This is a genomic window from Streptomyces sp. NPDC054047, from assembly GCF_055585065.1.
In genome coordinates, this window is the sequence record NZ_JBVJKV010000009.1 from 162,268 (window position 1) to 185,407 (window position 23,140).

Below are 23,140 nucleotides of genomic sequence, written 5' to 3' on the forward strand. Positions count from 1 at the left end.
CTTGCTCAGCATGCTGTGTGCGTCGACGTGTGTCAACGGAGCAGCCATTAGGGTTGGAGGGGTGCCCCAGATCCCAGAGAAGATCCACGAGCTCACGGTCGGCCAGCTGTCGGCCCGAAGCGGCGCGGCCGTGTCCGCCCTGCACTTCTACGAGTCCAAGGGCCTGATCACCAGCCGCCGCACCTCGGGCAATCAGCGCCGCTACCACCGTGACGCGCTGCGCCGGGTCGCCTTCGTCCGCGCCGCCCAGCGCGTCGGTATTCCGCTCGCCACGATCCGCGAGGCGCTCGACTCGCTCCCCGAGGAGCGCACCCCCACCCGCGAGGACTGGGCGCGCCTCTCGGAGGCGTGGCGTTCGGAACTGGACGAGCGGATCAATCAGTTGGGACGCCTGCGCGACCACCTCACGGACTGCATCGGCTGCGGCTGCCTCTCCCTGGAGAACTGCGTGCTCTCCAACCCGGACGACGTCTTCGGCGACCGCCTCACCGGCTCCCGTCTGTTGGTGGAGCGCAGGCCCCGGTCGTGACCTCGGGCCGCTCCCTCGGCCCCAGGTGGCGGAAGGCCACGCTCAGGATCACCGCGGCGAGCGCCCCCGCCGCCACTCCGCTGCCGAAGATGGTGTGCGCCCAGGACGGCAGCGGCGCGTACAGGTCCGGGGTCATCACCGGCAGCAGCCCCACGACCAGGGCGAGCGCGACCACCACGCTGTCGGTGCCGTGCGTGAGGTCGACCCGGGACAGCATGCTGAAGCCGAGGACGGCGATCACCGCGTAGATCACCAGGCCCGCCGCGCCGACCACCGGCTCGGGGATGGCGGCGAGCAGTCGCGTCAGCGGGGTGAGCAGACCGCAGACGATGAGCAGTACGCCCGCGCCCGCCGTCACGAACCGGCTGCGTACGCGGGTGAGTTGGACGATGCCGATGTTCTCGGCGCTGGTCACCATCAGCGACGTACCGAAGACACCGGCGCCCAGCGAGACGAGGGCGTCGGCGCGGGCGATGCGCGGCACGTCCCGGCCCGCGTCCGGGGTGCGGCCGACCGCCTCGCTGTTGAGCACCGTCTGGCCGGTGGCCTCGGCCAGCGAGGCGAGCGCGAAGACGAGCAGCGGGATCGCGGCGAGCAGGTCGAAGCGCGGGGCGCCGTAGGGGAAGGGGTCCGGCAGGGCGAACGCGGCGCCGGACGCGAGATGGATGTCCGTGCCGAGCAGGAGCGCGATGGCCGTGCCGGCCGCGAGGCCGAGGAGCACCGCCATCTGCCGCCACACGCCCCGCAGGACGAGGAAGAGGACCGCGATGACGCCGAGCGTCGCGAAGCCGGGGCCGGGTCCCGACGCCACCATCGGCGCGGTCACCTTGATCATGTTGATGCCGATCAGGACGACGGTCGTGCCCATCACCAGGGGCGGGAACAGCCGCACGACGCGTCCGTAGAAGGGCAGTACGCAGATCAGGAACACCGCGGCGATGAGGACGGAGCCGGACGCCGTCGCGGCCCCGTACTCCTTGCCGATCTGCAGGAAGATCGCCACCGCGGCGCCGCCGGGCAGCATCAGGAACGGCAGCCGGGCGCCGACGCGCAGCGCCCGCACCCCGAGGGACTGGAGCAGCGCCCCGATGCCGCACAGCACCAGGGTGGCGCTGAGCAGCGAGGCCGTCTGACCGGGGGTCAGGCGCAGCGTCGTGCCGATCAGGATCACGGAGGAGACGGGCGCCGCGATCCCGGCGAGCAGGTGCTGGAGGGCGAGCGGCGCGAGGCGCGGGAGCGGGAGGCGCTCGTCGACGGCGGCCACCACGGGCTCAGCCCTTCGCTGGGGCGGGCGTCGGGTCGTCGTGGTCGAGCCAGGGCAGTTCGGAGGGGGCGTAACGGTAGGCGCGGAAGACCGCGTTGGGCTCGGAGGGGAAGAGCTTGCGGACCTCTTCCTCCTCGTAGCCGCCGAAGAACGGCACGACGTACTCCCAGCACAGATAGCCGTCCGCGGTCACCTCGAAGAGGCGGCCCTCGGGGGAGTCGGTGACCAGGGTGTTGCCGTTCGGGAGGCGCTGGGCGCTGCCCATGAACGGCGCGAAGAACGACTCGCGGGCCGGGTCGTGGTACTCCCAGACCACCTTCCCGCTGGAGCGCTCGATCTCGACGACCCGGCTGAACGGAACGTCCCAGTGCGGCCGGAACACGCCGTTGTCGAAGACGAGGAAGTTGCCGTTCGGCAGCTCGGTGGGGCAGTGCTGCTGGGAGACGACGCCGGGCTCGGAGCGCCAGATGATCTCGCCCGTCTCGCGGGATATGACGACGACGGCGGAGACCGAGCGGAAGCTGGCGAGGATGTTGCCGTCGCTCGTCGGCAGGACGCTGTTGATGAGGGGGTAGTGCTCGCGGGCGTAGTCGGGGTGGAGGGGGAAGGCGGTGCGGTCCAGGTGTTCGGAGACCTTCCACTGCCAGGTGGTGTTGCCCGCGGCGTCCACCTCGACGATGGTGTCCGCCCAGACGGTGCCGTCGGCCGCTTCGGAGCCGGGCACTCCGCCGCGTACGGCCGCCGCGTCCGCGCCGGTCAGGGGTTCGAGAGCGGTGTAGAGGAGCCGGCCGTCGCCGTAGTGGTGCGCGTCGTGGTGCTGGTGGCGGTCGCGGTGCTCGCGCAGGACCGTGCCGTCCGGGGCGATCTCCTGCATGATCCCGCCGCGGTACTTGTGCCACATGGGGAAGAGGGCGGGCTCGTCGGGGAGTACGCCGTTGTAGGCGAGGTTTCCGTTCGGGAGGATCCGGGCGTGGCGTCCTGGGCGGTGCGGGAGGTTCCACTGGTGGGCGATCTCGCCGTGGGCGTCGATCAGGTAGACCTCGCCGTTGCCGGTGAGGGGGGCGAAGAGGGTGTAGCCGCCGTAGGTGGCGTCCTCGTCCAGGGCCATCAGGCCGGTGCCGCGGCGGCGGCGCTGGTTCTGGTCTACGTGGGGCATGGGGGCTGTCCTCTCGTCGACTGCCGGCTGGTGCTGTCGGGGGTTGCTTAAGTTTCTTAAGCAGTGCGAAAGAGGTTAACCCGGGGGATAGGCTGAGGGACATGGGTGCGAGGGATGTGAATGGTGCGGGTGCTCCGCAGGTGGGTCCCGGGATCCGCAGATTGCGCCGCGCCCTGGATCTGACGCTGGCCGATGTGGCGGCGCGGGCGGGGGTCTCGGCGCCGTTCCTGAGCCAGGTGGAGAACGGGCGCTCCCGGCCCAGCATGGGCTCGCTGCAGCGGATCGCCGACGCCCTGGACACGACGGCGGTGCAGCTGCTGGCCTCGGCGGATCCGCCGCGCCCGGTGGATGTGGTGCGCGGTGGATCGGCTTCGGTGGGGGAGGGCGAGGGTGCCCGCATGCGCCCCTTGGTCCGCGGCCACCAGCGGCTGCACGCCCTGGAGTTCACGGGCGACCACGACTGGGGCCGTGAGTACCGCCACCGGAACGACGAGATTCTGTACGTGGCGGACGGTTCGGCGGAGGTGGAGGCGGACGGCTCGGTGTACCGCCTGGACCGCGGGGACACGCTGTACTGCGCGGCTGAACTGCCGCACCGGTGGCGTCCGTTGGAGGAGGGGACGCGGGTCCTGGTGGTCGGGATCGCGGACGGCGTGAGGGTGACGGACGAGCGGGGCCGCTGAGGCGGGTGCGGTGTCTCTCCGTGGGTGGTGCGGTGGCGGCTGCGGGCTGTGGGGCGTGCTGCGGGTCCGGTCTGTGGGTGGGTGCGGTGCCGCGCCGGTATGTCCGTCCTCGCTGTCGTCCAGTGGCCGCCTGGGTACTTCGGCCCCGGAGTGCCGGGAGCCGTGCTCCGGGCGGACATACCGGCCCGTCCCCTCCCGTCCCCTCCCGCGCGCTCCCGGCTGCGGGTGCACGGGGGCTGGTCTCCGGTGGCTTGGGTGAGTCGTCCCCTGCCGTTGGCGGCCACCCGCGCGGTGCAGGCCCTACCTGGGCCGGTTCGAGGGCGTCGACGGGCTCCTGGGTTCTATGTGCCGTACGGGCAGGCGCAGTGGCGATGGCAAAGCGGTGGAGCCAGGGGATTTGTGGGTGGTGGCGCGCCGCGCCTGCCGTCGGGAGTGCGCCCGGCCTAGTGGGGTGGCGTGCTCAGCAGGGAGAGGGCGGCCGATATCAACTGGGCGTTCGACGTTGCCCGTTCGCCGTCCGGCAGGACCAGCGTGTCCTCCAGGCCGATGCGTGTCGCGAGCCCCAGTCGTCCCGCCAGGCGCAGCACCGGCCAGGTGCCCTCCTCCTCGCCGTGCAGCAGGACGGGGCGGCCGTGTGCCCGGCCGAGCACGGTGAGGAGGGCGCGGGCCGAGTCGCGGGCCGTGGCGGGGTCCGGGTCCGTCACCTCGGCCAGCACCCGCAGGACGCGCGGGCCGAGCGCTGACGCCGTGAAGCGTTCAGCGCCGTCCGTGCCCGACCAGATGCCCGCCTCCACGCCCACCCCGCGGTCCAGGAGCGCCTCGGCCACCGCTTCGGCGCCCGGCTCGTGCCAGTTGACCGACGCGTGGTCGGGCAGCACCGTCCACGCGCGGATGTGCGCCACCCGGTCGGCCGGGTCCGGTTCGGCCCACGACCCCGTGGTCACGCCGACGGGGACGGAGGTCACGGAACGGATCGCTTCCAGCGCGGCCGCAACCGCACGCGGCGTCAACGAGTCTTGTCCACAAGGGGACTTGGGGTGAACATGAACATCCCGTGCGCCGGCGGCGACGGCCTGCGCCACGGACTCGGCCATCGCCCCGGGAGACATGGGGATCAACGCTCCATCGCCCGCGCCGCGGGCGCCGTTCACACATACCTGCATCACCACAGGACAGCACAGACGAGGACACACAGGGGGAAGGCCGATGGGAATCGCCATTTGCTCGTTGCTGTGGAGCGCCGCGCGCACGGGACCGCAGAAGATCAAGTACGACAGCGACGGCTACCACCTCGTGCGGTTCCCGTACGCGGGCACCGAGGAGTCGTACGACCCGTGGCACATGCACGACCCGGGCAAGGGGAGCACCAACCCCTCGCAGTTCCCGGACGCCCGGTCGGGGCTCATCTGGCCGAGCCACGACGGCTGGGGCACCCTGTCGGCGATGATCTTCTGGGAGCCGGACGACCGGCCCACCGAGTACCGCGCGCGCTATGTGCGCGATCCGCTCGGCGGCTCCACGGGGTACGACTCGACGGCCACCACCGACTGGGTGCCCACCAGGGGCGGGCAGTACCGCACGCACACCTGGCAGATGTTCGTGCATCCGCGGACACCGGTCGGCCTGAAGATATCGGCGCGCGGACCGGGCGACGTGAAGATCGCCGTGCCGCTCATGTTCGCCGAGTTCAAGCTGGCCATACAGTCGGACGTGGCGACGCCCTAGCCGCCGTACGACTGGACGTCGAGCTCCGGGGCCTCACGCCGAGACCAGCGGTCGTGCCCGCCGTGCCCGCGCCCGTGCCATCGCCGCGGGCGTGAGCACCGGGGCCGGCACCACGATTCCGCAGCCCGTGCAGACGGCGCCCGAAGAGGGCTCGTGCGCCAGGCCGTGCGTCCAGACGAGGTCGGAGCGGGAGCACACCGGGCAGACCGTGCCCGGCTCCCGCTCGAGCGCCGCGATCAGCCTGCGCAGTACCTCGGCGAGTGGTTCGGAGGGGTGGACGCCGGGGTCGTCGCACCAGGCGACCCCGCACCCTCCCCAGGTGCACCGGTGCCAGTCGTCCTCGCTGCCGGGCCGGCGCAGCCCGTCGTGCTTCTCCTTGCGGCGGCGCTCCGCGAAGCCCTCCTCGTAGGCGAGCCAGACCGCCCGCGCCGCTTCCAGTTCGTCGAGCGCGGCCACCAGCCGCGCCGGGTCGGGCGACCGGTCCTCGGGGCCGAAGCCCGCTCGGGAACACAGATGGTCCCAGGTCGCCCGGTGGCCGTAGGGGGCGAACCTCTCCAGGCACTTGCGCAGCGAGTACCGTCGCAGTGCCAAATCGCTCAGCGGATCACGCACCTGTCTCGCGAGACTCCGGAATCCGGCCATCGCCCTGCACCTCCGTCACACGTTCTCGGACGTTGCCGAGTAGACGTATCGACACGCGATTCGGCTCCCTTATGGCCCATCCGATTTCAGATAAACGTCATCGTGCCCGCGATGAGGGGCTGTGAGCAGTGACGATGTGGGGATTCTGGAAAGGCGACGCATGTTCATCTTCCGGGTTCGGCAACCCGCCAGTAACCTCCGCCCCAACTCCCTCCCACAGGAGCACAAGCGGAGCCCAGAGGAGCACACATGCGACAGCGCATCGTCCGGCTCAGAACCCTCACCGCCACCGCGGCGTTCGCGCTCGCGGCGTCCCTCCTCTCGCCGCAGCCGGGAACGGCCGCCGAGGAGCCGCCGCAGGCCACCGACTACTGCGAGGGGCAGTGCGCCGACGTGCTGCCGCCCGGCGCGAACGGCAACGCCACGCTCGCCGAGATACTCGCCCACCGCGTCCTCGGTACCCAGCCCAAGCACGCGAACGACCAGTTGGGGCCCTACGACGCGCTCTCCTCCGGGTATCCGTCCCTCACCGACGACAAGCTGACGGAGTTCTTCAACGACGCCTCCTTCGGCGTCCGCGACGGCCAGGTCGCCTCCGTCACCCGGCCCCGCGACGACGTGACGATCACCCGGGACAAGAAGTACGGCATCCCGCACATCAAGGGCAGCACGCGCTACGGCACCGAGTTCGGCGCGGGCTTCGCGGCCGGGCAGGACCGGCTCTGGCTCATCGATCTGTTCCGGCACATCGGCCGCGGCGAGCTGACCTCGTTCGCGGGCGGCGCGCCGGCCAACCAGGGCCTCGAGCAGCAGTTCTGGCCGCAGGCCCCGTACACCGAGAAGGACCTGGAGAAGCAGGTCGAATACATCAGGTCGACGCAGGGCGAGCGCGGCAAGCAGGCGATGGAGGACGCGCAGGCCTACATCGACGGTCTCAACGCCTACCGCGTGAAGTCGAAGAACGGCCGCTACTTCCCCGGCGAGTACGTCCTCACCGGCAAGATCGACGCGATCACCAACATCGGCGAGATCGAGCCCTTCAAGATCACCGACATGATCGCGCTCGCGTCCGTCGTCGGCGGTCTCTTCGGCAACGGCGGCGGCGGAGAGGTCGAATCGGCCCTCTCCCTGCTCAAGTCCCAGGAGAAGTACGGCGTCGAGAAGGGCACGAAGGTCTGGGAGTCCTTCCGCGCCCGCAACGACCCCGAGGCCGTCCAGACCATCCACGACGGCACGAGCTTCCCGTACGCGGGCAAGCCCAAGGACGCCCGCGGCACCGCGATGCCCGACGCGGGGTCCGTCGAGCGCGAACAGCTCGTGTACGACCGCGAGGGCGGCGCCAAGAGCGCGGCCAAGGACCCGGTGAAGGCGCCCAGGAAGCTGAGACCGCTCCAGGGGATGTACGACAAGGGCGTGCTGCCCGCCGACCTGTTCAAGCAGGACGGCCACAAGAAGGGCATGTCGAACGCCCTCCTGGTCTCCGGCAAGCACACCGCGAGCGGCAACCCCGTGGCCGTCTTCGGCCCGCAGACCGGCTACTTCGCCCCCCAGCTCCTGATGCAGCAGGAGCTCCAGGGCCCCGGCATCAGCGCGCGCGGCGTCTCCTTCGCGGGCGTCGGCATGTACGTCCAGCTGGGGCGCGGCCAGGACTACGCCTGGTCGGCCACGTCCGCCGGGCAGGACATCACGGACACGTACGCCGTCGAGCTCTGCGAACCGGGCGGCGGCGCCCCCACGAAGCAGTCCACCCACTACCGCCACCACGGCACCTGCACTCCCATGGAGAAGCTGGAGCGCAAGAACGCCTGGAAGCCGACCCTCGCCGACTCCACCGCCGCCGGCTCCTACCGCATGCAGGTGTTCCGCACGAAGTACGGCGTCGTGACGCACCGCGCGAACGTCGACGGCAAGCCCGTCGCGTACGTCTCGCTGCGCTCCACCTACCGCCACGAGGCCGACTCGATCATCGGCTTCCAGATGCTGAACGACCCGTCGTACGTCAAGGACGCGTCGTCCTTCATGAAGGCCACCGAGAACATCAGCTACGCCTTCAACTGGTTCTACGCCGACTCGCGCGACACCGCGTACTACAACAGCGGCGCCAACCCGCGGCGCGCCGACGACATCGACCCCGCGCTGCCGGTGATGGCCCAAGAGGCCTACGAATGGCGGGACTTCGACCCCGAGAACAACACCTCGGCGCGGACCCCGTCCAAGGAGCACCCGCAGTCCGTCAACCAGGACTACTACATCTCCTGGAACAACAAGCAGGCCAAGGACTTCAGCACCGCTGGCTTCGGCGTGAGCGCCGTGCACCGCGGCGACCTGCTCGACGGACGGGTGAAGAAGCTCACCGAGGACGGCGGCGTGACGCGGGCCTCGCTGACCCGGGCGATGTCCGAGGCGGCGGTCACCGACCTGCGCGGCGAACAGGTGCTGCCCGAACTGCTCAAGGTGGTGCGCAGCAAACCCGTCACCGACCCCCAGCAGGCCAAGGCCCTGGAACAGTTGGAGGCCTGGCGGAAGGCCGGGGCGCAGCGCAACCAGACGGCGGCGGGTTCCAAGACGTACGCCCACCCCGACGCCGTACGCGTCATGGACGCCTGGTGGCCCCTCCTGATCGAGGCCGAGTTCAAGCCGGGCATGGGCAAGGATCTCTACGAGGCGCTGACGGCGCAGCTCGGCACCGACGAGTCACCCTCCGCCGGGCACGGCCCGACCGGGGCGCACGCCGGATCGGCCTTCCAGTACGGCTGGTGGGGCTATGCCGACAAGGACCTGCGGGCCGTCCTCGGGCAGCCCGTGGAGGGCAGGCTCGGCGAGACGTACTGCGGCGAGGGGAAGCTGGACGCCTGCCGTGACGCGCTCCTGAGCACCCTCGCGCAGGCCATCGCCAAGCCCGCGACCGAGGTCTACCCCGGTGACGCGAGCTGCGCGGCCGGCAACCAGTGGTGCGCGGACTCGATCGTCCACCGGGCGCTCGGCGGCATCACGCACGGGCCGATCCAGTGGCAGAACCGGCCCACGTACCAGCAGGTCGTCGAGTTCCCCAAGCACCGCTAGCGGCACGCTAGCGGCAAAGGAGTCACGCCAGAGCGATCCGCCCGGCGGCGAACACGACACGCGCCAGCTCCTCGTGGCAGATGTCGCTGTGCGCGCCGGCGGGCGGACCGCCGCGCCGCACGACCGACGAGGCGTCCACGCTCACGCACCCCTTGCCGGGGATGGCCCGGCCCAGCTTGACGCGCTTGGCGCCGTCCACGGCCCGGATGCCGTCGTAGCCGATGGCGCCCCAGCGCTCCCAGAGGCCGAGGAAGGTCGAGGAGTCCCCGGCGGTCTTCGACGCCAGGGGATAGAGCTTGCCCAGGGCGTCGTCGTGGCGGGAGTAGCAGGACACCAGCGGGCCGTCGATCCGCCTCTGCACCCCGCTGAGCGCGCCGCTGCGCGAGGGCGCGTGCGGCAGCCGCTTGGAGAACGCGTAGTGCGAGAAGGCCCCTTGGAGCAGCGTCGTGGACTTCACGCTGCGCACCGACGCGGGCATCCCGCGCAGCGCGTACGACACGAGCCGTGCCCCGAAGCTGTGCCCGATCAGATGCACCCGTACGTCCGGCGCCTCGCGGGCGAGCAGCCCGATCGCGGGGCCGAGGCCCAGCTGGCCCACGGAGCCCGCCCGGCGTTTCATGGCGTAGTAGCTGGCCTGGCGCAGGAGTTCGTGCGCGCCGTTCCAGAGCCGTTTGCGCAGGCTGCCGAAGAGCTCCTGCTGTCCGGTGCCCTCCATCGCCGCGGCGAAGATCTGGCACACCTCGACCGCGTCGTCGGTCAGCATGGCGGGCAGGCCCGTCCAGGTGTCGTTGGCGAAGCGCCAGGCGGCGCTGTTCTGGTGCACGGCGACCAGGTTGCGTACGAGGCGCCCGTACTCGTAGAGGCGCGAGGGCACCTCGGAGCGCTCCGCCAGCAGCTCGCCGATGCGCCGCAGTTCGTCGTCCTGGCCGGGGAACGCGCGGGACAGGAGGAGCCGGGTGGGCTCGTCCAGGAGGGGGCCCGCGCCCGGTGCCGGGCCGGGGCCGGTGGCCGCGGCCGAGGGTTCGAAGTCCGGGATCGGCTCGTCGGGGAAGCGGATGGCCGGCCAGAGCACGCCCACGTATCCCAGGCGTACGCGTGGGCCCGCGAGGTCCTGGCACGGAGCGAAGAACCGTCGGTAGAGGTCGGTCGCCATGTCTTGGTCGTTGTTCCAGCCGTGCGCGAGGACGAGGAGATCGGTGACGCGTTCGTCGTCCACCTGGGCCAGAAGGTGGTCGCGCTGCGTGGTGTCGACATCGCCGTCGGCGTCGAAGGTCAGTTCCCAGTAGGGCTCCACACGGCCCATCGTCCTGCGGCCCCGCTGTACTGACCAGATGTCCCGCAGCACATGAGTTCGCGCCGGTCTCAGGCCAGTTCGCGCTCGCGGGTCTCCGGCAGCGCGAGAACACACACCAGGGACACGACGGCCATCGCGCTCACGTACCAGCCCACCGACGAGGACCCGAAGGCGGACTGGAGCCGCGTCGCCACCAGTGGGGAGACCGCGCCACCCAGCACGCCGCCCAGGTTGTAGGCGAGCGAGGCGCCCGAGTAGCGCACGTTCGTGCCGAACAGCTCGGGCAGATAGGCGCCCATCGGGCCGTAGACCACGCCCATGCAGAACAGCGCGCCGCCGAGCGCGAGCGCCATGAGCACCGGCTGCTCGGTGTCCAGGAGGGGGAAGAGCACCAGACCCCACACGACGGCGAGCCCGGCGCCCGCGAGGATCAGCTTGCGCCGTCCCGCTGCGTCGGAACGGGTCGCGGCGAGCCACGTACCGGCCGCGAGGAAGAGGCAGGCGACCAGCGAGAGGCCCAGCATGGTGTCGCGGGAGACGCCCAGGGTGCCGGTGGAGTAGGCGAGGCAGTACGTCGTCGCCGTGTAGAAGAGGCCGTACGCGACGATCATCCCGCCCGCGCCGAGCAGCAGTTCGCGCGGATGGCGCCGCAGTACGTCGAGCGCGGGGACCTTGCTGGCCTCCTGAGCGTCCATGACCTTCGCGAAGACCGGCGTCTCGCTGATGCGCATGCGCACGAAGAGTCCGACGCCGACGAGGAGGAAGGAGAGCAGGAACGGCACGCGCCAGCCCCAGGTCCGGAACGCCTCGTCGGAGAGGACGGCGGACAGCAGCCAGAAGACGCCGGTCGCCGCGAAGAACCCGACGGACGGGCCGAGTTGGGGGAAGGCGGCATACATTCCGCGCTTCTTCCTCGGCGCGTGCTCCACCGCGAGCAGCGCCGCCCCGCCCCACTCGCCGCCCAGGCCGATGCCCTGGAGGAAGCGCAGCAGGATCAGCAGGATCGGCGCCCAGACGCCCAACGTGCCGTATCCCGGCAGCAGTCCGACGAGCGCCGTCGAGAGGCCCATGAGCAGCAGCGAGGCCACCAGCACCGACTTGCGCCCGACCCGGTCGCCGAAGTGTCCGAAGATCACCGACCCGATGGGCCGCGCCGCGAACGCCACCGCGTAGGTGGAGAAGGAGGCGAGGGTGGCGTTGACCGGGTCCAGGGTCGGGAAGAACGCCTCGTTCAGGACGAGCGCGGCCGCCGTGCCGTAGATGTAGAAGTCGTAGAACTCGATGGCCGTGCCGATGAACGAGGCCACGGCCACCCGGCGCATGCTCTCGGGGCTCGCGTCCGGCTCGGGTCCGGCGTCCGGCTGGGTCTTCTCTGGTGAGATTTCGCTGTGCACGAGCGGCACTCTCACGTTGGATGTATGGGCCAGTCAATACCCGGGGCGGCTCGTCTCGGTCATTGAGACTGGCGGTGAGCTGCGGTGACGCGGTGCAGATGGACGAGGATGTCGTGCGAGGGCGCGAGCCGGATCTTGTGCGGGCCGTCCGGGAAGGCCGTGCCGATGCTCTTGGTCAGCCGGCCCTTCGCCAGCCACGTGCGGGCGGTCGCGGGAGCGGTCCGCATGTCCAGGAAGTAGTCGTCGTGGCGCACCTTGTCGAGCGTGTACTCGTTCATGCCGCGGGTGGCCGCGCCCACGGAACGCGGCTTCCACACCTCGGATTCGGCGCTCTGCGCCATGAGTGAGCCACGGTCGAAGGTGAATCCGACGCTGACGTAGCGCTTGCCGAGCCGGTCCCGCAGGAAGGCACCCTGCATCTTCGGGTAGCGCGGGTCGTAACTCTCGTACCCGACATGGGCGTTGTGGGCCGACAGGAGCACCTTCTCGCCGGTGTGCCGCTGCCACCAGGCGGTGTTCCGTGCCATCAGACGGTCGCGGTACAGCATGCCGTCCTTGACGCCTTCGGGGGTGTCGAAGGGGAAGGCGTAGATCGTGGACGTCTGAGAGACGGACCGGGCGTGGTGCAGGGCGACGGCGAACTTCCCATCGGCGGCGGAGGGTTGGAGCCCCTTCATCAGATCGAGCGCCTCGCGCGTGTTCCCGGCCAGCTTCTTGCGCTCCGCCAGGGGTCTGGCCATGTACGTGTCCCCGTCCGCGAGGCGGCGGATCGGCGCGTACAGCTCGGTGATCCTGGGGAGCAGCCCGGGGTCGTGCGCGCGGACGTAGTCCTCGACCCCGTCGAACAACTCGGCGCCGATCTCCGGGTAGTTGAGGTCGTTGCCCATGAAGCGCACCTGGCGGTCCGGATGCCTGTCGTTGTACGCGCGCATCCACGTCAGGAGCTCGACGTACTCCTTCGTGTCCCAGGGCGTCTTCGCCAGCTCCTTGTGGACCAGCTCGCGCACGTCGCCCTTGCCCCCGCGCACGTAGGCGTCGAAGCGCAGCCCCGTCGTCCAGCTGACCTCCTGCGCGAAGGTGGTGAACCCCTTCTCCTCCACGAGGTAGCGGAAGACCCGGTCCTTCATGGTGAAGAACTCGTGCGAACCGTGTGTGGCCTCGCCCAGGCCCACCACCGAAGCGTCACCCACCATCCGGCCCATCGGCCGCAGGTCCTTGGTGGAGCCGCCGGGGTCGGTGGAGCGCAGGGGGTGGGCCGCGCGTTCGATCGCGGGCAGCGGGTCGGCGGTTCCGGGCGCCGCGCGCGCGGCCTGGGGTGCGACGAGCGCTCCCAGGCCGAGCGTGCCGACCAGCGCGAGTGGCACGGTGCGCCGTGCTGTGCGAGCCATGCGGTATCTCCTCAACTCGGTCTCACGGAGTTGAGGATCACGATCCCGGCCGGCCGGGAGTGTCTGCCATCCGGCAGGCACCCTTTCGCCGGTGGGGCCTGCCCTACCCGCGGGTGCGTCGTGGCTGGTCGCGCGGTACCCCGCGCCCCTTGGGGCGCCTACCGGTAGTGCAGGTAGCGTCTGCGCACCGCACGGAACCGCGCGAGATCGTCGTGCCAGCCGCCCACCACCTCGTCCGTGCCCGCACCCGCGTCGATCATGGTGCGGACCCGCGTCGAGCCCGTCAGCTTGTCGATCCAGTTGTCGGGGCGCCAGGCGAACCCGCTCCACACCTTCTTGGCGGTCACCAGGAGCGCGATGCCGGTGCGCACCGGGTCGTACGCGTCGCGGTCGTGCACGTGGAGCTGGACGCCGCCGATCGTCTTGCCCTGGAACTTGGAGAACGTCGGGGCGAAGTACGCCTCCCGGAAATCGACGCCGCGCAGCCCGGCGTCATTGGCGGCGGCCGCCCACTTCCGGTCGATGCCCTCCGCGCCGAGCAGCTCGAAGGGGCGGGTCGTGCCGCGCCCCTCGGAGAGGTTCGTGCCCTCGAAGAGGCAGGTGCCGCTGTAGACCAGGGCGGTCTCGGGCGTGGGCATGTTCGGGCTCGGCGGCACCCAGGGCAGCTCGGACGCGTCGTAGAAGTCGGTGCGCTTCCATCCCGTCATCCGTACGGTCTCCAGGTCGGCGGGGCGCTCCAGGAACTCGCCGTTGAACAGCAGCGCGAGTTCCGTCACGGTCATCCCGTGCGCCTGCGAGATCGGCTGCCGTCCGACGAACGTCGCGAACTCCTTGTGCAGCACCGGCCCGTACGCGCCGCGCCCCGTCACCGGGTTCGGCCGGTCCAGGACCACGATCCGCTTGCCCGCGAGCTCGGCCGACTCCATGCAGTCGAAGAGCGTCCAGATGTACGTGTAGAAGCGCGCCCCCACGTCCTGGATGTCGAAGACGATCGTGTCGACGCGGGAGGCCGTGAAGATGTCGGCCAGGGCCTTGCCGCTCTTCTGGTACGTGTCGTAGACGGGGAGCCCGGTCGCCGGGTCGTCGTAGCGCCCTTCGGAGCCGCCCGCCTGGGCCGTCCCCCGGAAGCCGTGCTCGGGGCCGAACACCGCGACCAGGTTCACGCGCTCGTCGGCGTGCATGACGTCGACGATGTGGCGTACGTCCCTGGTGACTCCGGTCGGGTTGGTGACGACGCCGACCCGCTCCCCGTCCAGGAGCGCGTACCCGTCGGCGGCGAGGCGCTCGAAGCCGGTGCGCAGCCGCCGGCCGCCGCCCGATCCGCCCCCGCCGGACGCGGCGGACGCGGGCGCCGCCGAGGTGAGGGCCGTGACGGTGGTGGCGGCCAGCAGGCCCCGTCTGGACAGACTGCCTCGGGACAGGTTCATGCAGAGACCTCCGTGAGCGCGGTGGCTGTCATGGCCACGCACGCTAGCGCGCGGACCTCCGCCGGGGAACGAACCTGGCTGCCCGACCCCCTTCCATCCGCACATACCGACTGGTTAGTCTGCGATCACAGCGGAGCCGCAGCCCAAGGAGACCGATCGTGGAGACCCTGCAGGACAAGGGAGTTGTCGTCACCGGTGCCGGAGGCGGGATCGGGGCCGCGCTGGCCCGCCGGTTCGCCGCCGCCGGGGCGCGCGTCGTGGTCAACGACCTGGATGCCGCCAAGGCCGGAGCGGTCGCCGACGAGATCGGCGCCATCGCCGTGCCGGGCGACGCGTCCACGATCGTGCCGGCGGCCAGAGAGGCCCTGAGCGGCACCGTCGACGTGTACTGCGCCAACGCGGGCCTCGGCTCGGGCGGCTCGGAGGCCGCCCCGGAGGAGGTCTGGGCCGCGGCCTGGGACGTGAACGTCATGGCCCACGTCCGCGCGGCCCATGCCCTGCTGCCCGAGTGGCTGGAGCGCGGCAGCGGCCGCTTCGTCTCCACCGTCTCGGCGGCGGGACTGCTCACCATGATCGGCGCCGCGCCCTACAGCGTCACCAAGCACGGCGCATACGCCTTCGCCGAGTGGCTCTCGCTCACCTACCGCCACCGCGGCATCGACGTGCACGCCATCTGCCCCCAGGGCGTGCGCACCGACATGCTCGCCGCCACCGGCACCGCGGGCGACCTCGTGCTCACGCCGACCGCGATCGAGCCGGACGACGTCGCGCAAGCACTCTTCGAGGGGATGGAGGAGAACCGCTTCCTGATCCTGCCGCACCCCGAGGTCGCCGAGTACTACCGCATCCGCGCCGCCGAACCGGACAAGTGGCTCACCGGCATGAACCACATCCAGCAGAAGTGGGAGGCGACCGAGCGGTGAGCGACGCGACCGCCTCCGAAACGACCCCGACCACCTCCATATACGCCGCCAAGCCCTGGCTCGCCCGCCTCACCGAGGCCCAGCGCGGACCGGTCGAACCCGCGCCGTCCCTCGTGCACGCCTTCCGCGCCTCGGTGCTCAAGGCCCCCGAGCACACGGCCCTCGCCTACTTCGACGGGCGGCTGAGCTACCGCGAGGTGGACGCTCTCACCGACTCCGTCGCCGGACACCTGGCCGCGCGGGGGATCGCGCGCGGCGACCGGGTCGCGATCCTCCTGCAGAACACCCCGCACTTCGTGATCGCGCTCCTCGGCGCGTGGAAGGCGGGCGCCACGGTCGTCCCGGTGAACCCCATGTACAAGGCGGCGGAGGTCGGGCACGTCCTGGCGGACGCCGACGTGTCCGCGCTGATCTGCTCGGACCGCGCCTGGGAGACGTATCTGCGCGAGACGGCCGCCCCCTCTCCCGTGCGCGTCGTGCTCACCGCGTGCCAGCTCGACCTCCAGACCCGGGGCGACACCCGCGTCCTCGACTTCGAACGCCTCCCGCAGGCTGCCGACGCCGATGACCTGGTGGCCGTCGCCCGCCAAGGGCTCCCCGCTCCCGGTGACCGGCAGCTCGGGCCGTCCGACATCGCCCTGATCAGCTACACGTCGGGCACCAGCGGCACCCCCAAGGGCGCCATGAACACCCACGGCAACATCACCTACAACGCCGAGCGGCAGCGCACGGGCTCCGGCATCCCCGAAGGCGCCTGCTACTTCGCGATGGCGCCGCTCTTCCACATCACCGGCATGGTCGCGCAGGTCGCGGGCTGTCTGACCAACGCGGGCACCCTCGCGCTCGCGTACCGCTTCGAGGCCGGGGTCGTCCTGGACGCCTTCGCCGAGCACCGGCCCGCGTACACCGTGGGCCCCTCCACGGCCTTCATGGCGCTCGCCGCGCACCCCTCCGTCACGCGGGAGCACTTCGCCTCCTTCGCGATGATCTCCTCGGGCGGCGCGCCGCTGCCGCCCGCCCTCGTCGAGAAGTTCCGCGCGAGCCTTGGCCCCTACCTCCACAACGGCTACGGCCTCACCGAGTGCACCGCGCCCTGCGCCTCCGTGCCGCCGGGCCAGGAGGCCCCGGTCGACCCGGTGTCCGGCACGCTGGCCGTCGGTGTCCCCGGCCCCGAGACGGTCGTCAGGATCGTCGACGACCACGGCGCGGACGTCCCCTTCGGGGAACAGGGCGAGATCACCGTGCGCGGCCCGCAGGTCGTACCCGGCTACTGGAAGCGCCCCGACGCCACCGACGAGGCCTTCCCCGACGGGGAGCTGCGCACCGGCGACATCGGCTTCATGGACGCCCAGGGCTGGCTGTACGTGGTCGACCGCAAGAAGGACATGATCAACGCGTCCGGGTTCAAGGTCTGGCCACGCGAGGTGGAGGACGTCCTCTACAGTCATCCGGCGGTCCGCGAGGCAGCGGTGATCGGGGTCCCCGACGACTACCGCGGCGAGACGGTCAAGGCCTTCGTCAGCCTGCGGCCGGGCGCCGCCGCGGCACCGGACGATCTTGCCGCGTACTGCAAGGAGCGGCTCGCCGCCTACAAATACCCGCGCGTGGTCGAGATCCTGCCGGAACTCCCGAAGACCACAAGTGGGAAGATCCTCCGGCGGGAACTGCGTTCCCCCACCCACACGGTCTCTCGGCAAGCCGAGAGCTAGGCAAACTCGAAAGGCAGGTGGCGGCAGTGGCCAGGACGACGGACGGTGACGGCACGCCCGTCCCTCAGCGGCTGCTCGCCGCCGCCACGCGGCTCTTCGCCGACCGCGGCTACGACCGCACGTCGGTGCAGGAGATCGTGGAGTCGGCAGGCGTCACCAAGGGGGCGCTCTACCACTACTTCGGCTCCAAGGACGATCTCCTGCACGAGGTGTACGCCCGTGTCCTGCGCGTGCAGCAGGAGCGTCTGGACGCCTTCGCGGACGCCGACGCGCCCATCGAGCAGCGGGTGCGGGACGCGGCGGCGGACGTGGTCGTCACGACGATCGACAACCTCGACGACGCGTCGATCTTCTTCCGCTCCATGCACCACCTGAGCCCGGAGAAGAACAAGCAGGTGCGGTCCGAGCGCCGCCGCTACCACGAGCGGTTCCGCGCGCTGATCGAGGAGGGCCAGGAGGCCGGCGTCTTCTCCAAGGCGACGCCCGCGGACCTGGTGGTGGACTACCACTTCGGCTCGGTCCACCACCTGTCCACCTGGTACCGCCCGAACGGCCCCCTCACCCCGCAGCAGGTCGCCGACCACTTGGCGGACCTGCTGCTGAGGGCGCTGCGTCCGTAGGCTGAGCGCCCCGTAAGGGGCGCGGGGAACCGCGCGAGCGACCACAACGAGCCCGCGGCGACGCACAGCCCCCGGAAGGTCCCCTACAGGTACTTCTTCAACTCCCGCCGCGCCAGCGACCGCTGGTGCACCTCGTCGGGCCCATCGGCCAGGCGCAGCGTCCTCGCCGAGGCCCACAGCTCGGCGAGCGGGAAGTCCTGGCTCACACCCCCCGCGCCGTGCAGTTGGACGGCCTGGTCGAGGATGTCGACGACCGTGCGCGGGGTGGCGATCTTGATGGACTGGATCTCCGTGTGCGCGCCCTTGTTGCCCACGGTGTCCATCAGCCACGCGGTCTTCAGGACGAGCAGCCGCAGCTGCTCCACCGCGACCCGGGCGTCCGCGATCCACTCCTGTACGACGCCCTGCTGGGCCAGCGGCTTGCCGAAGGCCGTACGGGCGACCGCCCGCTGACACATCAGCTCGATGGCCCGCTCGGCCATGCCGATGAGCCGCATGCAGTGGTGGATGCGGCCGGGACCGAGCCGCGCCTGGGCGATGGCGAAGCCGCCGCCCTCCTCGCCGATCAGGTTGCTCACGGGGACCCGGACCCGGTCGAAGACGACCTCGGCGTGCCCTCCGTGGGAGTGGTCCTCGTAGCCGTACACCTGCATCGCGCGCCGTACCTCGACACCGGGGGTGTCGCGCGGCACGAGCACCATCGACTGCTGGCGGCGCGGGTCCGCGTTCTCGGGGTCCGTCTTGCCCATCAGGATGAAGATCTGGCAGTCCGGGTTCATCGCCCCGGAGATGTACCACTTGCGCCCGGTGATGACGTACTCGTCGGTGCCGTCGGAGGCCCGCTCGATGCGTGTGGTGATGTTCGTGGCGTCGGACGAGGCCACCTCGGGCTCGGTCATCGCGAACGCCGAGCGGATCTCACCGGCGAGCAGCGGCTCCAGCCACTGCTTCTTCTGCTCGTCGTTGCCGAACTGGGCGAGGACCTCCATGTTGCCGGTGTCCGGGGCCGCGCAGTTCAGCGCGGTGGGCGCCAGGTGCGGGGAGCGGCCGGTGATCTCGGCGAGCGGGGCGTACTGGAGGTTGGTGAGCCCGGCGCCGTGCTCGGCGTCCGGCAAGAAGAGATTCCACAGGCCCTGCCTGCGGGCCTCCGCCTTCAGCTCGCCGACGATCGCCGGGGTGTCCCAGGGCGAGGCGAGCTGGGCACGCTGCTCCTCGGCGGTCTTCTCCGCCGGGTAGACGTGCTCGTCCATGAAGGTGAGGAGCTTGGCGCGCAGCTCTTCGGTGCGGGCGTCGAATGCGAAGTCCATGGCTGTCTCAGCCTTCCTGTCGTCCTTGGAGGGTGGTGAGGCCGTGCTCGATGAAGACCGGGACCAGCTCCCCGATGCGGTCGAAGCCCGCGCCGACCGTCTGGCCGAGGGTGTACCGGTAGTGGATGCCCTCCAGGATCACGGCGAGCTTGAACCACGCGAACGCCGTGTACCAGGAGACCGCGGAGACGTCGCGCCCCGAGCGCGCGGCGTACCGCTCGATCAGCTCGGCGGCGTCCGGGTGTCCGGGCGCGCCCGCCGTGGTGCTGATGGGGGAGTCGGGCAGCTGGAGCCTGGTGCTGTACATGACGAGCAGGCCCAGGTCGGTGAGCGGATCGCCGAGCGTGGACATCTCCCAGTCGAGGATCGCCTTGATCTGGTCGTCGTCGCCGATCAGGACGTTGTCGAGGCGGTAGTCGCCGTGCACGACGGTGGCCGCGGGGGAGACGGGCAGCTGACGCCCCAGGGCGGCGTGCAGCTCGTCGATCCCCGCCAGGTCGCGGTTGCGTGAGGCGTCCAGCTGCTTGCCCCAGCGGCGCAGCTGCCGGTCGAGGAAGCCGTCGGGCCGCCCGAAGTCGCCGAGGCCGACCGCCTGGGGGTCCACGGAGTGCAGGTCGACGAGGGTGTCGACGAGCCCCAGGACCGCGGCACGGGTGCGCTCGGCGCCCAGCGGCGCCAGCTCCTCGGCGGTGCGGTAGGGCGTGCCGTCCACGAATTCCATGACGTAGAAGGGCGCACCGATCACGGCGTCGTCCTCGCAGAGCAGCAGTGGCGTCGGCACCGGCACAGCCGTCCCGTGCAGTGCGCTGATCACCCGGTGCTCGCGCTTCATGTCGTGCGCGGTCGCCAGGACGTGCCCCAGCGGTGGCCGCCGCACGACCCAGCGCGTGGCGCCGTCCGTGACCGCGTACGTGAGGTTCGACCTGCCGCCCTCGATCAGCCGGGCGGTGAGCGGCCCGCCCACGAGGCCCGGCCGCTCGCGGTCCAGATGGCCGCGCAGCTGGTCGAGGTCGAGGCCTGGTGGATGGTCTGAGCTCATCTTCGCTCCTGGTCGGACGGTCGTCGTCGAAGTGCCGCGCTGCGTCGCGCTGACGTTCATGATGCCGACCAGTCGGTATGTAGTCCAGAGCGCAGGGTGAACGTGATCAGGATCGCGGCGCCGTCCAGGCCCCCCGACATGCCGGTCCCCCGCCACAGACTGCCAGTTGGCGCCCGCGCGGGGGAAGTCGGCCGAACCGGTGGGCCCGGGTGGGCCTCAGTGGTCGTCCCAGTGGCCGTCGTGCGCCGCGTGCCGGTGTCCGTCGTGGACGTAGTCGACGTGGTCGCCGTGCAGCACCGAGCTGTGCCCGCAGCCCTCGCCGTGCCGGTGGTCGTGCCCCTCGTGGACGGAGTGCTCGTCGGGCTCGCACTCGTCCCAGTGGCCCGAGTGCAGACGGTGCATGTGGCCGTCGTGGGCGTAGTCGACGTGGTCGCCGTGCGGCACCTCCGGGTGGCCGCAGGCCGGGCCGTGGATGTGCTCGTGGACGGGGTGTTCGTGGTGGAGCGTGCTCATGGCGCGTGCACCTTCTGTGGGGGCCGGGGGGGGGAGGGGTGTGACCCTCTCAGGCTAGTACTCAATGCCCCTTTGGTGGGGATATGGAAGCCTTGTCGATGTTTCCACCACCCGGCCACGAAGGCACTCCCATGAAGCCGACCCCATGAAGGCGATCAGCTACCGCCGGTACGGCGGCCCCGAAGTCCTCGAGTACGGCGATGTGCGCGACCCCAAGGTCGGCCCCGACTCCGTCCTGGTGAAAGTCCGCGCCGCGTCGGTCAACCCCGTCGACTGGAAGTGCATGGGCGGGCACCTCGACGCCATCCTCGACCCCGTCTACCCGGTGATCCCCGGCTGGGACGTCGCGGGCGTCGTGGTGCAGCCCGGCGTCGCCGTTCCGGAGTACGTGGTGGGCGACGAGGTCATCGGCTACGTACGCGAGGACTTCCTCTCGCGCGGCACCTTCGCCGAGTACGTCGCGGCCCCCGTGCGCACCCTCGCCCGCAAGCCGCGCAACCTCACCTTCGAGGAGGCGTCGGGCCTGCCGCTCGCCGGGCTCACCGCCTACCAGGTGATCACCAAGACGCTCGAGGTGACGGAGGGCGACGTCGTCCTCGTGCACGCGGCGGCCGGCGGCGTCGGCTCCATCGCCGTCCAGCTGGCCCGGCACGCGGGCGCCCGCGTCATCGGCACCGCGAGCGAGCGCAACCACGACTACCTGCGCGAACTGGGCGCGGAGCCGGTCGCCCACGGCGACGGTCTCGCCGAACGCGTACGCGCCCTCGCGCCGGAGGGCGTGGACGCGGCCTTCGACACGATCGGCGGCGACACCCTCAAGGTGTCCGCCGAGCTCCTGGCGCCCGGCGGCCGTCTCGCGTCGATCGCGGACGGCGCGGTGATCGGCCTCGGCGGCCACTACTGCTTCGTACGTCCGGACGCCGACGACCTCCAGCGCCTGACGCAGCTCGTGGAGCAGGACGTCGTCACGGTCCACGTCTCCGAGAGGTTCCCGCTGGAGCGGGCGGCGGACGCCTACCGCCTCAGCGCGGAGGGCCGTACGCGCGGCAAGATCGTCGTCACGGTGGACTGGACGACGGAGGACGGGCCCGCCAAGCATTGAGAAGGGGCCCGCCAAGCCCTGAGGGCGCGCTGTTCCGAGCCGCGATCAGAACACGCTCAGAACACCATGGCCGTCGCGCACGCCGCGAGCGCCATCGTGCACAGCGCCGCCGTCGCGGCGGCCCGTGCCGGAAGCCTCAGCGGCCTGTTGGTGGCGGCGAGCTCGGTCATCCTGCGGTGCGCCACGCCCAGGAAGCCGAGCCACAGGAGCAGGCAGAGGGCGCAGGCGACGGCGGAAAGGGCGCCGGCCCCCTCCTGGAGGGCGGCCCGCGCCGCGAGGACCGCCGCGACGGTGCAGGACAGGGTCGTACGCCGCCACGCGAGCCGCGTGCGCTCCGGCTGAAGCCCCGGATCGCGCTCGTGGACCCGAGGCTCGTCCCGGCCCTCGTCCTGGTCGGTCACCCTTCCCACCCGAAGAGCACGACGACGACCATGGCGAGGGCCACGACCGCGACGGCCAGGCTCAGGACGGTCGGGAAGCGCGAGACCGGCAGATCCTCGCCGCGCCGCATGGCCCGCTCGCAGCGCACCCAGTGGTTGACCGCGCGCAGCGAGCTGAGCACACCGGCCGCCAGCAGGGCCAGCGCGAGCCCGATGCGCCAGCCCCAGCGCAGGTCCGGCAGGAACTGGTCCACCGCGAAGCCGCCGCCGATGAGGGCGAGCGCGGTGCGCAGCCAGGCCAGGAAGGTGCGTTCGTTGGCGAGCGAGAAGCGGTAGTCGGGGGTGTCGCCCTCGTCGCGGATCCGCTCGGGCGCGAACCACAGGCGCAGGCTCTGTACGAAGTTGCTCACTCGCCGCACCCTAACCGGCTCTAACCCGCACGGAACTCCCGCAGCCGCTCGTACGCGGCGAGCCCGTCCGGTACCCACGCCAACTCGGCGAGCCGCTGCGTGAGCTCGTCCTCGGTGAGGAAGGCATGCCAGGCGACCTCCTCGACCTGCGGGTCCACGGGCAGGTCGCAGCGCACCTCGTAGAGGTGGGACCACCAGGTGTGCCCCGCGCCGTCGTCGTACAGGAACTTGAACAGCGGTGTGGGGCGCGGGAGTCCATGGACCCCGAGCTCCTCCTCCGCCTCGCGCAGGGCGGCGTCGTCGTAGGACTCGCCGGCCCCGACGACACCGCCGACGAACATGTCGTACATCGAGGGGAAGACCAGCTTGGTCGGCGTGCGCCGGTGCACGAAGACGCGGCCCTCGGCGTCCCGCGCCTGGATGAACACGCAGCGGTGGCGCAGGCCCCGCGCGTACGCCTCACCGCGCGGGGCCTCGCCGACGACCTCGTCGTTCTCGTCGACGATGGACAGGATCTCTTCACTGGGGTCGGGCACGGGCCGGTTGTTCGTCGTCATGCCGACCATCCAACC

At 71.1% G+C, this 23,140-nt stretch carries 22 protein-coding genes; 8 read left to right on the forward strand and 14 right to left on the reverse strand.

Translation table 11 applies throughout. From position 1 onward, the window contains the following. Positions 1 to 61 precede the first annotated feature (61 nt). Positions 62 to 529 carry a redox-sensitive transcriptional activator SoxR gene (gene soxR / locus ACZ6ZP_RS29405; protein ID WP_351165097.1) on the forward strand — a complete coding sequence of 156 codons (468 nt, stop codon included), beginning with the start codon at positions 62 to 64 and terminating at the stop codon, positions 527 to 529. Here soxR and ACZ6ZP_RS29410 read toward each other — a convergent pair. Next, positions 486 to 1,796 (reverse strand): uracil-xanthine permease family protein, encoded by a 1,311-nt coding sequence (locus ACZ6ZP_RS29410; RefSeq protein ID WP_366462619.1) that lies wholly within the window; start codon positions 1,794 to 1,796, stop codon positions 486 to 488. The genes soxR and ACZ6ZP_RS29410 overlap by 44 nt on opposite strands. Positions 1,797 to 1,800: 4 nt before the next feature. Next, positions 1,801 to 2,949, reverse strand: coding sequence for an aryl-sulfate sulfotransferase (locus tag ACZ6ZP_RS29415; protein ID WP_361462995.1), 1,149 nt, complete (start codon positions 2,947 to 2,949; stop codon positions 1,801 to 1,803). 101 nt (positions 2,950 to 3,050) lie between these two features. Here ACZ6ZP_RS29415 and ACZ6ZP_RS29420 point away from each other — a divergent pair, with 101 nt between their 5' ends. Next, entirely contained in the window at positions 3,051 to 3,632 is a 582-nt protein-coding gene (locus ACZ6ZP_RS29420) for a helix-turn-helix domain-containing protein (protein ID WP_351165094.1), read from the forward strand. Positions 3,633 to 4,075: 443 nt separating this feature from the next. Here ACZ6ZP_RS29420 and ACZ6ZP_RS29425 read toward each other — a convergent pair whose 3' ends face one another. Then, positions 4,076 to 4,798, reverse strand: coding sequence for a 3-keto-5-aminohexanoate cleavage protein (locus tag ACZ6ZP_RS29425; protein ID WP_361462998.1), 723 nt, complete (start codon positions 4,796 to 4,798; stop codon positions 4,076 to 4,078). 40 nt (positions 4,799 to 4,838) lie between these two features. Here ACZ6ZP_RS29425 and ACZ6ZP_RS29430 point away from each other — a divergent pair, with 40 nt between their 5' ends. Next, positions 4,839 to 5,357, forward strand: coding sequence for a hypothetical protein (locus ACZ6ZP_RS29430; RefSeq protein ID WP_351165092.1), 519 nt, complete (start codon positions 4,839 to 4,841; stop codon positions 5,355 to 5,357). Positions 5,358 to 5,390: 33 nt separating this feature from the next. Here the strand turns inward: ACZ6ZP_RS29430 and ACZ6ZP_RS29435 are convergent, their stop codons facing one another. Beyond that, positions 5,391 to 5,999: a hypothetical protein gene (locus ACZ6ZP_RS29435; RefSeq protein ID WP_351165091.1), complete on the reverse strand. Its 609-nt coding sequence runs from the start codon at positions 5,997 to 5,999 to the stop codon at positions 5,391 to 5,393. A 249-nt stretch (positions 6,000 to 6,248) separates the two neighbouring features. Here ACZ6ZP_RS29435 and ACZ6ZP_RS29440 point away from each other — a divergent pair, with 249 nt between their 5' ends. Beyond that, entirely contained in the window at positions 6,249 to 9,062 is a 2,814-nt protein-coding gene (locus ACZ6ZP_RS29440; RefSeq protein ID WP_366462623.1) for a penicillin acylase family protein, read from the forward strand. Positions 9,063 to 9,084: 22 nt separating this feature from the next. Here the strand turns inward: ACZ6ZP_RS29440 and ACZ6ZP_RS29445 are convergent, their stop codons facing one another. The 4 genes from ACZ6ZP_RS29445 to ACZ6ZP_RS29460 all read right to left on the reverse strand — a co-directional run bounded on the left by ACZ6ZP_RS29445 (position 9,085) and on the right by ACZ6ZP_RS29460 (position 14,565). Next, on the reverse strand, positions 9,085 to 10,356 hold the full coding sequence (locus ACZ6ZP_RS29445) for a serine-threonine protein kinase (RefSeq protein WP_361463007.1): 1,272 nt from the start codon (positions 10,354 to 10,356) through the stop codon (positions 9,085 to 9,087). A gap of 68 nt (positions 10,357 to 10,424) precedes the next feature. Beyond that, entirely contained in the window at positions 10,425 to 11,678 is a 1,254-nt protein-coding gene (locus ACZ6ZP_RS29450; RefSeq protein WP_351165160.1) for an MFS transporter, read from the reverse strand. A gap of 131 nt (positions 11,679 to 11,809) precedes the next feature. Next, on the reverse strand, positions 11,810 to 13,138 hold the full coding sequence (locus ACZ6ZP_RS29455) for an erythromycin esterase family protein (protein WP_469408988.1): 1,329 nt from the start codon (positions 13,136 to 13,138) through the stop codon (positions 11,810 to 11,812). Positions 13,139 to 13,296: 158 nt separating this feature from the next. Then, entirely contained in the window at positions 13,297 to 14,565 is a 1,269-nt protein-coding gene (locus tag ACZ6ZP_RS29460; RefSeq protein WP_351165086.1) for an exo-beta-N-acetylmuramidase NamZ family protein, read from the reverse strand. Positions 14,566 to 14,720: 155 nt separating this feature from the next. Here ACZ6ZP_RS29460 and ACZ6ZP_RS29465 point away from each other — a divergent pair, with 155 nt between their 5' ends. From ACZ6ZP_RS29465 to ACZ6ZP_RS29475, 3 genes are read left to right on the forward strand one after another with little or no spacing between them, the layout of a single operon-like run. After that, positions 14,721 to 15,488, forward strand: coding sequence for an SDR family oxidoreductase (locus ACZ6ZP_RS29465; protein WP_351165158.1), 768 nt, complete (start codon positions 14,721 to 14,723; stop codon positions 15,486 to 15,488). Further along, on the forward strand, positions 15,485 to 17,197 hold the full coding sequence (locus ACZ6ZP_RS29470) for a class I adenylate-forming enzyme family protein (RefSeq protein ID WP_361463016.1): 1,713 nt from the start codon (positions 15,485 to 15,487) through the stop codon (positions 17,195 to 17,197). Before ACZ6ZP_RS29465 ends, ACZ6ZP_RS29470 begins: the two co-directional genes overlap by 4 nt. 26 nt (positions 17,198 to 17,223) lie before the next feature. Continuing rightward, the gene (locus ACZ6ZP_RS29475) at positions 17,224 to 17,817 is read left to right on the forward strand and encodes a TetR/AcrR family transcriptional regulator (protein ID WP_344518919.1); all 594 of its coding nucleotides are present in this window, start codon (positions 17,224 to 17,226) and stop codon (positions 17,815 to 17,817) included. 83 nt (positions 17,818 to 17,900) lie between these two features. Here ACZ6ZP_RS29475 and ACZ6ZP_RS29480 read toward each other — a convergent pair whose 3' ends face one another. The 3 genes from ACZ6ZP_RS29480 to ACZ6ZP_RS29490 form a co-directional block, all read right to left on the reverse strand. Further along, positions 17,901 to 19,124 (reverse strand): acyl-CoA dehydrogenase family protein, encoded by a 1,224-nt coding sequence (locus ACZ6ZP_RS29480; protein ID WP_351165084.1) that lies wholly within the window; start codon positions 19,122 to 19,124, stop codon positions 17,901 to 17,903. Positions 19,125 to 19,131: 7 nt separating this feature from the next. Then, the gene (locus ACZ6ZP_RS29485) at positions 19,132 to 20,163 is read right to left on the reverse strand and encodes a phosphotransferase family protein (RefSeq protein WP_351165083.1); all 1,032 of its coding nucleotides are present in this window, start codon (positions 20,161 to 20,163) and stop codon (positions 19,132 to 19,134) included. Positions 20,164 to 20,379: 216 nt separating this feature from the next. Beyond that, on the reverse strand, positions 20,380 to 20,676 hold the full coding sequence (locus ACZ6ZP_RS29490; RefSeq protein ID WP_249590910.1) for a hypothetical protein: 297 nt from the start codon (positions 20,674 to 20,676) through the stop codon (positions 20,380 to 20,382). Between the two features lie 145 nt (positions 20,677 to 20,821). Here ACZ6ZP_RS29490 and ACZ6ZP_RS29495 point away from each other — a divergent pair, with 145 nt between their 5' ends. Then, on the forward strand, positions 20,822 to 21,778 hold the full coding sequence (locus tag ACZ6ZP_RS29495; protein WP_351165082.1) for an NADP-dependent oxidoreductase: 957 nt from the start codon (positions 20,822 to 20,824) through the stop codon (positions 21,776 to 21,778). Positions 21,779 to 21,834: 56 nt separating this feature from the next. Here ACZ6ZP_RS29495 and ACZ6ZP_RS29500 read toward each other — a convergent pair whose 3' ends face one another. Genes ACZ6ZP_RS29500 through ACZ6ZP_RS29510 form a run of 3 tightly spaced genes read right to left on the reverse strand, consistent with a single transcriptional unit; the run spans position 21,835 to position 23,134 of the window. Further along, positions 21,835 to 22,179, reverse strand: a complete 345-nt coding sequence (locus ACZ6ZP_RS29500) for a DUF202 domain-containing protein (protein WP_469408989.1) — start codon at positions 22,177 to 22,179, stop codon at positions 21,835 to 21,837. Further along, the gene (locus ACZ6ZP_RS29505; RefSeq protein WP_190082673.1) at positions 22,176 to 22,568 is read right to left on the reverse strand and encodes a YidH family protein; all 393 of its coding nucleotides are present in this window, start codon (positions 22,566 to 22,568) and stop codon (positions 22,176 to 22,178) included. Before ACZ6ZP_RS29505 ends, ACZ6ZP_RS29500 begins: the two co-directional genes overlap by 4 nt. Before the next feature lie 20 nt (positions 22,569 to 22,588). Further along, positions 22,589 to 23,134 (reverse strand): NUDIX hydrolase, encoded by a 546-nt coding sequence (locus tag ACZ6ZP_RS29510; protein WP_469408990.1) that lies wholly within the window; start codon positions 23,132 to 23,134, stop codon positions 22,589 to 22,591. Between the last annotated feature and the right edge of the window lie 6 nt (positions 23,135 to 23,140).

What these genes read in the sequence shown, in the direction of transcription:
- ACZ6ZP_RS29435 (WP_351165091.1), bottom strand. Translation starts at nt 5,999, where the DNA reads ATGGCCGGATTCCGGAGTCTCGCGAGACAGGTGCGTGATCCGCTGAGC.
- ACZ6ZP_RS29420 (WP_351165094.1), top strand. Translation starts at nt 3,051, where the DNA reads ATGGGTGCGAGGGATGTGAATGGTGCGGGTGCTCCGCAGGTGGGTCCC.
- ACZ6ZP_RS29495 (WP_351165082.1), top strand. Translation starts at nt 20,822, where the DNA reads ATGAAGGCGATCAGCTACCGCCGGTACGGCGGCCCCGAAGTCCTCGAG.
- ACZ6ZP_RS29450 (WP_351165160.1), bottom strand. Translation starts at nt 11,678, where the DNA reads ATGCGCCGGGTGGCCGTGGCCTCGTTCATCGGCACGGCCATCGAGTTC.
- ACZ6ZP_RS29480 (WP_351165084.1), bottom strand. Translation starts at nt 19,124, where the DNA reads ATGGACTTCGCATTCGACGCCCGCACCGAAGAGCTGCGCGCCAAGCTC.
- ACZ6ZP_RS29415 (WP_361462995.1), bottom strand. Translation starts at nt 2,949, where the DNA reads ATGCCCCACGTAGACCAGAACCAGCGCCGCCGCCGCGGCACCGGCCTG.
- ACZ6ZP_RS29485 (WP_351165083.1), bottom strand. Translation starts at nt 20,163, where the DNA reads ATGAGCTCAGACCATCCACCAGGCCTCGACCTCGACCAGCTGCGCGGC.
- ACZ6ZP_RS29490 (WP_249590910.1), bottom strand. Translation starts at nt 20,676, where the DNA reads ATGAGCACGCTCCACCACGAACACCCCGTCCACGAGCACATCCACGGC.
- ACZ6ZP_RS29455 (WP_469408988.1), bottom strand. Translation starts at nt 13,138, where the DNA reads ATGGCTCGCACAGCACGGCGCACCGTGCCACTCGCGCTGGTCGGCACG.
- ACZ6ZP_RS29430 (WP_351165092.1), top strand. Translation starts at nt 4,839, where the DNA reads ATGGGAATCGCCATTTGCTCGTTGCTGTGGAGCGCCGCGCGCACGGGA.
- ACZ6ZP_RS29510 (WP_469408990.1), bottom strand. Translation starts at nt 23,134, where the DNA reads ATGGTCGGCATGACGACGAACAACCGGCCCGTGCCCGACCCCAGTGAA.
- ACZ6ZP_RS29460 (WP_351165086.1), bottom strand. Translation starts at nt 14,565, where the DNA reads ATGAACCTGTCCCGAGGCAGTCTGTCCAGACGGGGCCTGCTGGCCGCC.
- ACZ6ZP_RS29440 (WP_366462623.1), top strand. Translation starts at nt 6,249, where the DNA reads ATGCGACAGCGCATCGTCCGGCTCAGAACCCTCACCGCCACCGCGGCG.